Raw genomic sequence first — 14,024 nt, forward strand, 5'->3', positions numbered from 1 at the left:
CGCAAAGTCTTGAAACATCAAACCAATGCCGCGCTTTTCGGGGCGCACTGAGACGGTTGATGAGGCAACGACCCGCTTGTTGATGCTGATTATGCCAGATGTAACATCTTGTAAACCAGCTGTTGCGCGCAGAATTGTCGATTTTCCTGATCCCGACGCCCCAAGTAGGCAAAGAATCTCGCCCGGTGCAGTGGAGAAATCAGTGCCTTTGAGAACCTCGCGGCCGCCCATTTCACAGTGAACTTTGCTAAATTCCAAAGCAGCGGCGAAACTGATCCCAGCGGTGCCGCGCGGGCCCCATTCTTGGTCTACCCCGCCGGATTTGGCATCTCGATTTTTAGTCAAGGTCATCTTGGCTCAATTCAGTCAGCAAGTCATTGCCATCGTCATCTGCATCAAGCGGGTCTTCATTGTCAAACAAATCCCCATCATTTGGCGCAGGAATTGTAAATTCAGCTGGTAGGTTCGCAGATAACAGCCCCGTTCCTTTCAGCTCATTCAATCCCGGCAGATCTGAAATGGCCTCAAGGCCAAATTGATCCAAGAATTCCGGCGTTGTTCCATATGTCACCGGCCGACCGGGCGTCCGACGGCGACCGCGCATGCGCACCCAGCCCGCTTCCATCAACACATCCAGTGTGCCCTTTGAAGTTGCTACGCCGCGCACTTCTTCAATTTCCGAACGGGTAACCGGCTGATGATACGCAATTATCGCCATTATTTCGAGCGCAGCGCGAGACAGTGGCTTGCGTTCTATTTCTTCTCGACGCAACAAGAAGCTAAGGTCTTGCGCTGTTCTAAACGCGTAGGCTTCGCCCCGTTTTACAAGATTTACACCCGCATATTTGTATTTTTCAGTAAGTTGTTCGGCAAGCTGGGCAATATCTGCACCATCAGACAAAAAAGGTTGTGCTTCACTCAGGTGAAGCGGTTCTTTTGCTGCAAACAACAGCGCCTCAAGTACCCGCAAATTGCGCCGCGCGATGTCGCTTTGCTCATAGCCATCAGGTTGCATTTGTTCATTTTCTTGATTCAAATTGCTTTTCCTAACAGTCTTTCTTGCGGCGCAACATGAGCGGCCCGAATGCTTGTGCCTGACGCAATTCAATTGTTCCCTGCCGAACCATCTCCAGCGAGGCTGTAAAACTTGACGCGAGCGCCGTTGCACGTTCGTCTGGCAGATCGATATAAGCTGACAAACAGGCATGCAGCGGAATCCAATCGGCGCCCTCACCGATTAATCTGCGCAAGATGTCTTCTGCATCCTGCAAAGACCATACTGTGCGTTGTGTGGGGGAATATTCAGCAGGGATTTGGCGTTCCCGTTGCACCGCATAAGCCCGCAGCAAGTCAAAATATGTCGCCTCCCAAATGTTCTTTTTGTCTGTAACGACCGCCTCCGGGTCGCCACGACTGAATATCTCCCGATTTAGCTGAGGCCGGTTTATCAATTTTGCCGCTGCATCGCGCATTGCTTCAAGTCGTTTCAAGCGAAATTGCAGCAGTGCCGCCATTTCTTCGCCCGTTGGTTCGTCAGCATTGTCGTCTTGGGGCACCATCAGGCGACTCTTAAGGTAAGTCAGCCAAGCTGCCATGACCAAATAATCGGCGGCGACTTCGATCCGGCGCTCACGGATAGTGTCAATAAAGCCAAGATATTGTTCGGCAAGTGCCAATACGGAAATATTTGCCAAATCAACTTTTTGCTTTCGCGCAAGATCAAGCAGGAGGTCAAGCGGCCCCTCGTACCCTTTTACGTCGACATACATAATTCCATCGCCCCGTACTTTGGGGTCTTGGGCCTGCATGAAGTCCGACTGATTTGCGTCTTGGGCCATTTGCCTTCTCACATCACGAATTGAATGCAAGTGTGACGTGGGCGATACCATATGGTCAAGCAAGATTGAAGGCATAAGCCGCCAATTCACTGAAAATGGTAAGGTTTAGTTGTTTCTGACGAAACAATCACCACCGCTGGACTTTAAGCTGGAGCACAGAGCATTCGCCTCAGCCAAACTGCTTGTAGGAACCCGCACACGGAAGTAAATTCCTTTGTCATCCAAATCCACCCGATTGATGTCGATTGTTTGGTTACCAAGGACAGTAGGGTACTTACTTTGCAGCGACGACGCTGTTGCCTGAGCGGTCTCAACAGAACGCTGTGATGCAAGTTGCACATAAAATGGCGCTAAAACACCCGCCGTTGTCGCACTATTTGTACTTGCCGGTGGGCTAATTGCGTTCGCTGTAGGCAACAATGATAGCGGCTGGGCCGCAATAGATGGTTGTGCCGGAGCAATACCAAGAGCTGGAGCAACACCAACGCCTAAGCCAATTGGACGAATGGGTGGCTGTGGAGCTGCGGGTTCGTCCGCAGCAAGTGCTGCATTTTGTGTCGCTGCTGGAAGCTCTGGCGCGACACTGGCATCCGCGCCCGGCGGCAATAATTCAGTGGGCAGCGCTGGTGCTTGGTTACCTTCTTTAATGGCGTTGAGAACATTTGCGATCTCATCTGTCGAACCGCTTGGTGTAGCCACGGCAACAGTTGGCGCATTTGGACGCACATCTTGAGGCAACTGCTCCGCACCCGCTGATGCTTCCGTTCCACTTACGATTGTTCCATCAGCCAAAACCGTAACAGTTTTGACTTTTCTATTTGTAAGACCATTGCTCGAGCTATTTGGTGTCACAACACGCGCAACATCTGTGCCCGACGCGCCCGCTGTTTCGTCTCGAGATATGATTTGCTCTGACGAGGTAGCCTCGGTGTTGCCCTCAAGCGCGTTGAAAACACTAGACCCGTTTGTGTCAGTGGGTTCTACCTCAGGTATTTCTTTAACCTGAGTATTTTGCGCAGCTACTACTGGAATATCTTGACCCACCTGGCCTTGACCCGTGAAAATCCAATAGCCGACGCCCCCAATTAGCGCCAACAACACAATTGCTGAGACGGAAGCAATAATCGGCAAAACGCCACCGCGCCTGTGCTCTGTGATATACTTTTGTGCAGGCTCGGGTTGTACAGGGTTTCGATATTGCGGGTTGATGGAATCGCGCGCCGTTGGTGCCGCTGTTTCCAACATGGGTTTGTTCATGGGTTCATTTTTTTGAACCGTAGAGGCGCGCGCTGCGGCGACGGGCGAGGTCTCAATTCTCGACCTGCTACCCGCCGCGGATGCCAATGCTGCTAGAATGGCAGCCTCAGCCGCGTCTGCGGGTCTTGGTTCTGGCGAAACTGATGGTGTATTGGTGTCAGAGATTAGGTTTTCGATGTCTGTCAGCGGATCATGGATTTCCGCACCGTCGTTCGTCAGAGTTGGCGGCACTGCAAACTCGTCCTCACCTGCGGGAACATGCAACGCCTGTTGCGGGATATAGTCATATGCGCCATCAACCTCGCCATCGTTCGGCGTTGAAGCCGGTTGTTGAACAGCGGCAGCCGGTTCTGGCAAATCGGTTTGTTGCGGCGTTGCATGCAGAACAGGGATTGGTTCAAATGGCGTAGAACTTGGCGCTGCCGACTGCAATTCGACATCCTCAATGATGGCCGCAATGCCATCAAGTGTATCGGGTGTGGGAACTTCTTCGTTAGCAAATTCGTCTACAGGAGCACTCGATTGCACAGTCGAAACAACATCTTCGTTTTGAACCGGGTTGTCGGCAATAGGGTCGACTGATGAATTTTCTAGGGCGCCAAGTCCGGCTTTGATGTTGTGTGAAAAATCAAACTCAAATGGTACGGCGGTTTGCGTGGCACCATCGCCCAGGTTTGGAGATGTGGATGGGTTTTCTTCGGCCGGCATTGCATTTTGGTCGGACCGAATTGCCGTCACACCGTCTCCAACTTGCGAAAAAGGCAAGGGTGAGTGGTCGGGAGTAAATGGCGAAGTTTCCGTGGGAGCCGATTCTTTGCTCGCTTCAGCCGAGGTCGAACTGGCCCCAAAAGCCGGAACCTCCACCTTTGCGATCGGCTCAAATGAGCGAGCTGCGGGTACGTGTGTACGGGCATCCGCTGCAAGCTTTGTGCGTTCATCAACTGCTTGGGAAACACTGGATTGTCTCGCATCATCTGCGACAATGCGCGCAAGTTCAGCAATCAAATCGTCTGTTTGATCCGTTGCCAGGTTGTTGCGATCATTCGAATTCGTCATTTTGTATGGCCAATAACGTTAGTTATGACCCTCACCGTTACATTCGCGACACTGTAGTAACAGCTGGTAAACCAGCAATGTGCCTGAATTATGATAGTTCATCCGGCGCCGACACTCCAAGAATACTCAAACCATTTCGAAGTATTTGCCGTACAGCATTTACCATTGCGAGTCGCGCCAATGTTATTGTCCTATCTTCATGATTAACAAATCGTAACTTTGGCTCTTCTTTGCCCTTTGTCCAGAACGCGTTAAACGCCCCAGCTAGCTCGTGAACATAAAAAGCAACCCTATGTGGCTCATGCGCAACAGCTGCGGCTTCAATGGCCCGAGGAAACTGCCCCATGACCTTCAACAGCGCCAGTTCTGCTGGATGAGAGAGCAAGCTGAGATTGGCCGTATTCAAAGCATCCAATGAAACGTCAAGTTCGGGAACGTCCCGCGCAGCGTTTCTGAAAGCTGAACATGCCCGCGCATGCGCATACTGAACGTAGAACACTGGATTATCCCGGGTTTGCTGGGTCACCAGATCAAAATCGAAGTCCAAAGGCGCTTCATTGCGGCGGAACAGCATGATGAAACGGACCACGTCCTGTCCCACTTCTTCGACCAGATTTGCCATGGTGATGAAGTTGCCGCTTCGCTTTGACATCTTTGCGGGCTGGCCATTGCGCAACAAATTCACCAGCTGGCAAATCTTCACGTCAACTGCTGCTTCACCACCTGATACTGCTTTGCCGGCAGCATTCAACCGCTTGATATAGCCAGCGTGGTCAGCGCCGAGCACCACGATTTGCGAGTTGAAACCACGCAAGAATTTATTTCGGTGATAGGCGATGTCTGCCGCAAAATAGGTATATGATCCGTCAGACTTCACCAAAGCACGGTCTGTGTCGTCACCGAAGTCCGTCGCTTTGAACAAAGTTTGTTCGCGGTCTTCCCACTCTTCAGGGGTTTTGCCTTTTGGGGCTTCCAGTGTGCCTTGATAGACCAAACCTTCATCTCGCAACCATTGTAGCGTCTTGTTGATGTCGCCATCTTCGCCATGCAGAGTATTCTCAGAGAAAAATACGTCATGTTTGATGCCAAGTTTCGCCAAATCAGAACGCACCAAATCCATCATGAGTTCCAAAACGATTGGTCGAATGGTGGCTTCCCGCTCGGCTTCATCCATTGACTTTAGCTTGTCACCGAACTGGTTTGCGAGTGCCTTGCCCACTGGAATAAGATATTTTCCCGGATAGAGCCCGGTCGGAATTTTGCCTATGTCGTCGCCCAATGCCTCGCAATAACGCAAATAGGCTGAATTGGCCAAAACAGTAATCTGACCACCCGCGTCATTGATATAATACTCGCGCGTGATGTCGAAACGGCAAAACGCCATCAGGCTCGCCAACGCATCACCAAAAACAGCGCCCCGTGTATGCCCAACATGCAACGGCCCGGTTGGGTTTGCAGAAACATACTCGACATTCACTTTGCCTTCTTGAGCCTTCGCTGGGCGACCATAATCACCGCCCTGCTCGTTGGCGTCCGCAATAACGGATTGCCATACGTCCGGCGTCAGCGTGAAGTTGATGAAGCCAGGCCCAGCGATACCAATGCTTAAAACTTGCTCGTCGCCATCAAATGCTGCAACAAGTTTTTCAGCGATTGCGCGTGGATTGGACTTAAGGGCCTTGGATAACACCATAGCCGCGTTGCAGGACAGATCGCCGTGGCTTGCATCGCGGGGTGGTTCAACCACAAATCGGCTAAGCGCTGCCTTGTCGTCGCTTAGTTCGGGAAATAGGTTGACCAATTTTTCTTCCACACGGTTGCGGAAGACTGCAAATGCGTCCATTTTGATGTGTCCATCTCATAAAGAATTGATTGTGCAAGCGGTTACCGGAAATCCACGTCCGCGTCAAACAATCGGTTGAAAGTGGAAGTTGCATATGGGTCTGTCATGCCCGAAACAAAATCGCAAACAACGCGCTCTCGCCCGCCAATTGGATTGGAATTTGCCAACTGTTCCCAATCGCCCGACATGGGTTCACCATTGTTGAATGTATCAAACAAGCTGCCAACGATTTTTTCACCCTGGATCACGGGCACCATGACGCGTTCGGAACGATAAACATTGGCAAATAGAAAGGATTTGAGCTCCTTTTCTTTGGCTGCCATTTCTGGTGAAAACCCAATCAATGCTCGGCCTGCGGTCCTGATATCTTCTGGGGATTGAGGCGAAAAGCTTTTGATGTTTTGCGCGGCAAAATCAATTACATCCTCAATTGTTCTGGTGATCAATCGGCGAATTGTTTCATGCGACTGACGGTCGGCGCTAACTGTTGGGTATTTGTCCTGCACTTCGCGCACAATTTCTCCAACCAACGCCACGTCGCGCAGTTGATCAAGGGTGAGCAAGCCTGCCCTTAGCGCATCATCAATATCATGTGCGTTGTAAGCCACATCGTCGGCAATGGCTGCAGCCTGTGCCTCTAAGCTGGCATAGCTATCCAGTCGCAAGTCAGCGATGGCAGGAATTTGTTTCACACCGAACGGCAATCCGTCGGTTTGATAGCGACCAATCGGCAAGCCATTTGCATCCGTCAATGGCCCATTGTGCTTAATGATGCCTTCGAGCGTTTCCCACGTCAGATTAAGCCCATCGTGCTCGGCATAGCGGTTCTCCAAAGACGTAACGATGCGCATGGCCTGCACATTATGGTCAAAACCACCATACTCTTTCATTCGGCCATGCAGCACACGCTCACCGGCATGACCAAACGGGGTATGCCCAAGGTCATGAGCAAGCGCCAAGCATTCCGCCAAGTCTTCATTAAGGTTCAAGGCCCGCGCGATTGATCGTGCAATTTGCGACACTTCAAGCGTATGGGTTAGCCGCGTGCGGAAGTGATTGCCCTCATGGTGCAAAAAAACTTGCGTCTTGTGCTTTAAGCGCCGAAAGGCGTTCGAATGGATAATTCGATCCCTGTCGCGTTGGAATTCTGAGCGGGTTGGACTGTCACTTGTAGAGAACAAGCGACCCAAAGAATCCTGTGAATGTGAAGCATAAGGGGCGAGTGCGTGATTTAGTTGCATATCAACTTTCCTTGTACCCTCTTTTCAAAGCGCTTTATGAAGCCTATCTATTAAACAAGACTTGTAAAATCGCCTTTTTGGCGTGCGGATAGGGAATTATTATGTCAGATGTCGCAGTAGCACCTGCAAATGTGGTCGTAACAGACAGAGCATTGGCACGGATCGAAGCAATTTTGGCTAAACAAAAGTCAGGCACGGTTCTGCGTGTGGCAGTGTCCGGTGGCGGATGCTCGGGTTTTCAGTATGAATATAATTTGGTTCAAGAACAACCAACAGACGATGATTTGGTCTTAGGCGGCGAAAAATCTCGCGTTTTGATCGATTCACTCAGCCTAGAATTTATGCAAGGCGCTGAAATCGATTTTGTGAATGACCTTATTGGTCAAAGCTTTCAAATCAACAACCCAAATGCTGTTGCATCATGTGGTTGTGGCACTAGCTTTTCAGTTTAGTTTATTGCGACTAGGTATACTTCGCCCTAGTTTAGGAAACTGATTCAAATGGAAACGAGCCACAACAAATGCAAATAGCGACTTGGAACATCAATGGAATCAAAGCTAGATTGCCCGAAGTGGAGTATTGGCTGAAGGCAAACATGCCTGATCTTGTGTGCCTGCAGGAAATCAAGAGTATTGATGAAAACTTCCCGCGCGAAGTGTTTGAAGACCTTGGCTACAATGTGGAAACACATGGTCAAAAAGGTTTCAACGGGGTAGCGCTGCTGTCACTCCACCCGTTTGAAGAAATCAATCGCGGGTTGCCCGGAGATGACGGTGACGAACAAGCCCGATTTATCGAAGGTGTGATTGCGCGACCAACCGGCCCGGTTCGCGTGGCTGGAATTTACTTACCCAATGGCAATCCGGTTGATACGGAGAAGTTTCCTTACAAATTGGGTTGGATGGATCGGCTAAACACTTGGACCAAGTCTCGACTGTTACTTGAAGAACCTTTGATAATAGCAGGTGATTACAACATTATCCCAGAACGGCTTGATACACATGACCACGATGCGTGGTGGGGGGATGCCCTTTATCGACCAGAGAGCCTTGAGCGTTTTAGAACATTGCAAGCCATGGGTATGACGGATGCGTTGCGCGCAACGAATAATCAACAAGCCTTTACATTTTGGGACTTCCAAGCGGGCGCGTGGCGCAGGAACAACGGTATCCGCATCGACCATTTAATGTGTTCACCACAAGCTGCAGATCGTCTCAATACTGTCGAAGTGCATAAAGATATGCGCGCCCGCGAGAAACCGTCAGATCACGTGCCAGTGATTGGGCATTTTGATTTTTAGATTTGGTGCGTTAGCCGCCAAACCGACTGCCGAGTGAATCGGCCGCTCGAACAGCCTGTTGACGCTGGTCTGGGGACGCAACAGAAATCGCACGTTCATGCAGTTCTGCAATCCAATGTTCGTCGTCCGTCCCGCCAGCACCGCGGCTAGCCAAGGTTAGCCACATCAATCCTTCGACCGGGTCAGAATCGATTCCCTCGCCGTTAAACATGAGGTCACCCAACGTTGCTTGGGCGGCAGGATGTCCCTTGCGCGATGCTAAAGAAAGCCAACGTGCGCTCTGCAATGGGGAGTAGCCAAATTCATTTTCATCGAGATAAAGTTGGCCGACTTTATATTGCGCGTCAGCATCGCCAAAATATGACGCCGCATGGAGCAGGAGCTTGCGCGAGAGCGAATCATTGGCTTGCACACCAGCGTCCGGCACACCTTCACGGTAATATTGACCAATCTTGAGGAAACTTTGCGCAACAATATCGGCACCAACAGATTTTGGTGGCGTGTCGGCATTGTCATTTGCCAGCTCACGGAAATAAAGGAAGGCTTTGGTGCGGTCTTGCTGCACGCCGTCGCCTTTTTCGTACATCATGCCCAAGCGCCACAATGCAATTGGCTGGCCCGCATCGGCGGCTTCTTCCAAAGCCGCCAGCAGATCTTGATTGGACACTTCGCTGTCGCTATCGCCGAAAAACGACAAAATGTTGGTATTGTCCTGCGCGTTGGCGCTGCTTATTCCCACAAGCGCCAACGACAAAGCAACCAAACAAGCAACAAATTTAGTGCTAAATGTCCGCATAGCACTCCTTTTCGCCCTTTGCGCCAGGGTGGGTCAGCGCGCCATAGCGGGCAGCCCCAACTCCTTGTGCATATTTCCAAATGACACCTGAACCAAAATTGGTTTCACGCGGTTGCCATTTGGCTTTTCGGGCCTCTAACTCTTCATCAGAAAGATCAACAGAGATCTCGCCTGAATTGGCATTTATGGTGATCATATCACCGCTATTGATGAGTGCGATTGGGCCGCCAATGGCCGCTTCGGGGCCAACGTGACCAACACAGAAACCGCGCGTCGCGCCAGAGAAACGACCGTCTGTGATGAGCGCAACCTTGTCGCCCATGCCTTGGCCATAAAGAGCGGCTGTTGTTGCCAACATTTCGCGCATGCCCGGTCCACCTTTTGGACCTTCGTAGCGTATAACCAGCACTTCACCTTCTTTATAATCACGTTTTGACACTGCTTTGAAACATTCTTCCTCGCTGTCAAAACAACGCGCAGGACCGGTAAATTCCAGCTGCGCCATGCCCGCAACTTTTACGATGGCACCTTCGGGCGCTAAATTGCCGCGAAGCCCAACAACACCGCCGGTTTTGGTGATCGGTTTATTGGCGGGCCAAACGACGTCTTGTTTGTCGTTCCACTTAACCTTTTCAAGGTTTTCAGCAATCGTGCGCCCTGTGACGGTCATGCAGTCCCCATGCATAAAGCCATTGTCGAGCAATGTTTTCATGAGTTGGGGCACGCCACCAGCTTCAAACATGTCTTTGGCCACATAGCGACCGCCTGGTTTCAAGTCTGCAATATAGGGTGTTTTTTTGAAGATTTCGGCTACATCAAACAAGTCAAAATCAATACCTGCTTCGTTCGCAATCGCTGGCAAGTGCAGCGCGGCGTTTGTGGAGCCGCCGGACGCAGCCACAACTGTTGCGGCATTTTCAAGTGCTTTACGGGTCACAATATCGCGTGGACGAATGTTGAGTTTAATCAATTCCATCACCTGCTCACCCGCAGTGTAACAAAATTGATCACGTATTTCGTAAGGGGCTGGTGCGCCAGCAGAATATGGTAGTGCTAGACCAATCGCTTCTGACACGGTCGCCATTGTGTTGGCCGTAAACTGCGCGCCACATGCACCCGATGATGGACAAGCGACGCGTTCAAGCTCTTCCAAATCATCGTCAGAGAAGTCACCAACTGAATGTTTGCCAACAGCTTCAAAAACGTCTTGAACGGTTACCGGGTTGCCTTTGAAACTTCCAGGTAGGATTGAACCGCCGTAAAGAAACACAGAAGGCACATTCAAACGCACCATCGCCATCATCATGCCCGGCAGCGACTTGTCGCAGCCTGCAAGGCCAACAAGCGCATCATAGCTGTGACCGCGCATGGTCAATTCAACAGAATCAGTGATGACATCGCGCGAAACCAGGGAAGACTTCATGCCTTGGTGACCCATGGCAATGCCGTCAGTCACGGTAATGGTTGTAAATTCACGCGGCGTGCCGTTTGCAGAAGCAACGCCTTTTTTGACAAATTGTGCTTGGTGGGAGAGCGCAATATTACAAGGTGCGGCTTCGTTCCAACACGTCGCCACGCCAACAAATGGCTGGTGAATTTGACCGCTGGTTAAGCCCATCGCATAATAATATGAGCGATGCGGAGCCCGTGCGGGGCCTTCCGTCACATGTCGACTGGGTAATTTGCTCTTGTCGATGTTCTTTTCGTCCACTGGTCATTCCTTCCAAGCATCATTGTTGCCGTAGCGCTAAAATGTTTTTACTTCGGCCACCGTTTGATGCAAGGCACAATTGTGACAAGGCGTACGGTATGGTTCGCAATCCAGTGCGAGAAACAACATACCATCCGCCAACGTCGTTGTTGTGTGCCGTTATGAACATCCAATGGGTTAAAAAAATGGCGACCACATTGTCAAAATGTGATCGCCCATCACTTTGGTGTGATTTATTGCGCTGTGTTGCAATTTTATGACAGAAAAATTCTACCCAAGTCGCGCCAAAGCAGCCTCAACCCGTTGTTTCTTTGCCATTGCATCATCACGGCGTTGTTTCTGGTCGTTCACGACACTTTCGGGTGCTTTTGAGGTGAATTGCACGTTGGCAAGTTTGCGATCGACACCGTCAATCTCCTTGTCCAACTTGGCCAAGTCTTTGCCCAAACGATCTTTTTCGGCTGAAATGTCGATGACACCTGCAAGCGGCAAACAGAATGTCGCCTCATTCAAAACCAATTGCGCGGCTTCATTCGGTACCGAGCCAGCAAATGAAACATCTTCAATCCGTGCCAAACGTTTCACCATTGCTTCTTGGCTCTCAAGCCGCGAGCGGGTGGTTGATTCTGCACCAACAACCACAAGTGGAACTTTGGCACTTGCCGGGACATTCATTTCGGCACGAACTGAGCGAATGCCAGAGATCAAATCGATCAACCATGTCATTTCGCCTTCTGCATCCTCGTCAACAAGCGCACTCAGCTGTGGCCACTCAGAAATGATCAACTGCTTTGTCCGTGCTGGGCCTTGTTGGCCCGTTTGCGCCCAAAGTTCTTCGGTCACGAATGGCATAAATGGATGCAAAAGCGCCAGTATTTGATCAAGAGCATAAGCAGCGGTTGCCCGCGTTTCAGCCTTCAATGCCTCGTCAGCACCATTAAAGACTGGTTTTGCAAGTTCAACGTACCAATCGCAAAATGTGCCCCAGACGAAATCATAAGCCGCATTTGCTGATTCATTGAAGCGGAAAGTCTCGATGGATTTTTCAACATCTGCAACAGCTTTCGCGGTGCGGCTCAAAATCCATTTATTGAGCGTAGAATTCACCGATTTCGGATCAAACCCCTCAACGCGAATACACTCGTTCATTTCTAGGAAGCGGGCCGCATTCCAAATTTTGGTGACAAAGTTCCGGTAGCCCTCAACGCGTGACAATGACAGGCGAATGTCCCTACCCTGCGCGGCCATTGCGGCCAAGGTGAAACGTGTTGCGTCAGTGCCATATTCATCAAACAGCACCAACGGATCGATCACATTGCCTTTGGTTTTGGACATTTTTTGCCCATTTTCATCCCGAACAAGCGCATGAACATAAACGTTCTCAAACGGCTCTTCGTCCATGAAATGCAGACCAAACATCATCATCCGGGCAACCCAGAAAAAGATGATGTCAAAGCCGGTTACTAGCGTGTTGGTTTGGTAATAGGTGGCCAATTCTTCAGTTTTCTCGGGCCAACCCAACGTTGAAAATGGCCAAAGAGCGGATGAAAACCAGGTATCGAGAACGTCTTCGTCGCGTTTAATCTTTGTCGGTGCACCATAGTGGGCATCAGCTTCTGCCTGAGCTTCTGCTTCAGTTGCGGCAACAAAAAACTTATCGTCTGGGCCATACCATGCTGGAATTTGGTGTCCCCACCACAATTGGCGTGAAATACACCAAGGTTGCAGGTTTTCCATCCAAGCGTAGTATGTGTTTTCCCAGTTTTTCGGAACGAATTTTGTGCGCCCTTCTTTAACGGCCGCTAATGCCGGTTTCGCGAGCGTTACCGCATCCACGTACCATTGATCGGTCAAATATGGCTCAATGATCACCAACTTCGATTTTTCGTCGTGCGGAACTGAAATCATTTTGTCTTCGACTTCAACCAAAACGCCGAGCGCATCGAGATCGGCAACAATCTTCTTACGCGCGTCAAACCGATCTAGCCCACGATAGGCTTCGGGGGCCTCATCATTGATTTTCGCATCAGCGGTGAAGATATTGATTTGCTCAAGATTGTTGCGCTTGCCAACTTCAAAGTCGTTGAAATCGTGTGCGGGGGTGATCTTTACCGCGCCAGAACCTTGCTCGGGATCAGCATGTTCGTCCGTAACGATCGGAATTTTGCGGCCTGTCAGGGGCAAAATGACCATTTTACCCACAAGATGGGTGTAGCGCTCATCGTCGGGGTGAACAGCAACAGCGGTATCACCCAGCATGGTTTCGGGGCGGGTCGTCGCAACTACGATGGTTTCGTCTGTGCCCTCAATCGGGTAACGCAGGTGCCACATGTGGCCGTTAATTTCGACATTTTCAACTTCAAGATCCGAAATTGCCGTTTGCAAAACCGGATGCCAGTTCACCAGGCGTTTGTCTTTATAGATCAAACCTTCCTTGTGTAGCTGCACAAAAACCTTAAGCACCGCGTCGGACATGCCCTCGTCCATCGTAAAACGCTGGCGCGACCAATCAGCAGAAGAGCCAAGACGCTTTTGCTGCGACACAATGGTGTTGCCGCTTTTTTCTTTCCATTCCCAAACTTTTTCTAAGAACTTCTCACGCCCCATATCACGGCGTGATGGCAATTGATTTTCCATCAATTGCCGCTCGACAATCATTTGTGTCGCTATGCCTGCGTGGTCGGTACCTGGTTGCCACAGCACGTTTTTACCCCGCATCCGCTCAAAGCGGGCCAACAAGTCTTGAATTGTGAACGTTAGGGCGTGTCCAACATGCAGATCACCGGTGACATTTGGTGGGGGCATTGCAATAGTGTAGCTCTGTGCGCCCTCTTTTGCGCCAGCACCTGCAGCAAACAGGTTTTCGCGGGTCCAACCTTCATAAATCCGGGTTTCAACCTCTTGCGGGTTGTAGCTCTTATCAATCATCTCGCACAGCCTTTGTCTGCTAAAGGCAAAGAACTGCCTTCAACTGAAATTCTT

11 protein-coding genes are annotated in these 14,024 nt (G+C 50.5%); 2 read left to right on the forward strand and 9 right to left on the reverse strand.

The genetic code is table 11. The features are described from left to right. The 6 genes from ACJAZW_RS07025 to ACJAZW_RS07050 all read right to left on the reverse strand — a co-directional run. The coding region (locus tag ACJAZW_RS07025) for an ATP-binding cassette domain-containing protein (protein WP_415156457.1) at nucleotides 1–351 on the reverse strand (351 nt) is incomplete at its 3' end. Then, on the reverse strand, nucleotides 338–1,015 hold the full coding sequence (gene scpB, locus ACJAZW_RS07030; protein WP_415156532.1) for an SMC-Scp complex subunit ScpB: 678 nt from the start codon (nucleotides 1,013–1,015) through the stop codon (nucleotides 338–340). The genes ACJAZW_RS07025 and scpB, both read right to left, overlap by 14 nt. Nucleotides 1,016–1,046: 31 nt before the next feature. Then, nucleotides 1,047–1,838, reverse strand: coding sequence for a segregation and condensation protein A (locus ACJAZW_RS07035; protein WP_415156459.1), 792 nt, complete (start codon nucleotides 1,836–1,838; stop codon nucleotides 1,047–1,049). 105 nt (nucleotides 1,839–1,943) lie between these two features. Beyond that, the gene (locus ACJAZW_RS07040; protein WP_415156461.1) at nucleotides 1,944–4,151 is read right to left on the reverse strand and encodes an SPOR domain-containing protein; all 2,208 of its coding nucleotides are present in this window, start codon (nucleotides 4,149–4,151) and stop codon (nucleotides 1,944–1,946) included. 88 nt (nucleotides 4,152–4,239) lie between these two features. After that, nucleotides 4,240–5,994: an arginine--tRNA ligase gene (gene argS, locus ACJAZW_RS07045; RefSeq protein ID WP_415156463.1), complete on the reverse strand. Its 1,755-nt coding sequence runs from the start codon at nucleotides 5,992–5,994 to the stop codon at nucleotides 4,240–4,242. 41 nt (nucleotides 5,995–6,035) lie between these two features. Further along, nucleotides 6,036–7,235: a deoxyguanosinetriphosphate triphosphohydrolase gene (locus ACJAZW_RS07050; protein WP_415156465.1), complete on the reverse strand. Its 1,200-nt coding sequence runs from the start codon at nucleotides 7,233–7,235 to the stop codon at nucleotides 6,036–6,038. A 101-nt stretch (nucleotides 7,236–7,336) separates the two neighbouring features. On the opposite strand from ACJAZW_RS07050, the gene ACJAZW_RS07055 reads away from it, so the two are divergent. Beyond that, nucleotides 7,337–7,687 (forward strand): HesB/IscA family protein, encoded by a 351-nt coding sequence (locus ACJAZW_RS07055; protein ID WP_415156467.1) that lies wholly within the window; start codon nucleotides 7,337–7,339, stop codon nucleotides 7,685–7,687. Between the two features lie 68 nt (nucleotides 7,688–7,755). Beyond that, nucleotides 7,756–8,535 (forward strand): exodeoxyribonuclease III, encoded by a 780-nt coding sequence (gene xth, locus ACJAZW_RS07060; protein WP_415156469.1) that lies wholly within the window; start codon nucleotides 7,756–7,758, stop codon nucleotides 8,533–8,535. A 10-nt stretch (nucleotides 8,536–8,545) separates the two neighbouring features. Here the strand turns inward: xth and ACJAZW_RS07065 are convergent, their stop codons facing one another. From ACJAZW_RS07065 to ACJAZW_RS07075, 3 genes are all read right to left on the reverse strand, one after another. Continuing rightward, a complete protein-coding gene (locus ACJAZW_RS07065) occupies nucleotides 8,546–9,331 on the reverse strand; it encodes a tetratricopeptide repeat protein (RefSeq protein WP_415156471.1) in 786 nt (261 codons plus the stop codon). Beyond that, nucleotides 9,318–11,042: a dihydroxy-acid dehydratase gene (gene ilvD / locus ACJAZW_RS07070; RefSeq protein ID WP_415156473.1), complete on the reverse strand. Its 1,725-nt coding sequence runs from the start codon at nucleotides 11,040–11,042 to the stop codon at nucleotides 9,318–9,320. Before ilvD ends, ACJAZW_RS07065 begins: the two co-directional genes overlap by 14 nt. A gap of 270 nt (nucleotides 11,043–11,312) precedes the next feature. Continuing rightward, on the reverse strand, nucleotides 11,313–13,970 hold the full coding sequence (locus ACJAZW_RS07075; protein ID WP_415156475.1) for a valine--tRNA ligase: 2,658 nt from the start codon (nucleotides 13,968–13,970) through the stop codon (nucleotides 11,313–11,315). Nucleotides 13,971–14,024: the final 54 nt, after the last annotated feature.

The sequence above is a fragment of the Maritalea sp. genome (assembly GCF_047634455.1).
GTDB lineage: Bacteria > Pseudomonadota > Alphaproteobacteria > Rhizobiales > Devosiaceae > Maritalea.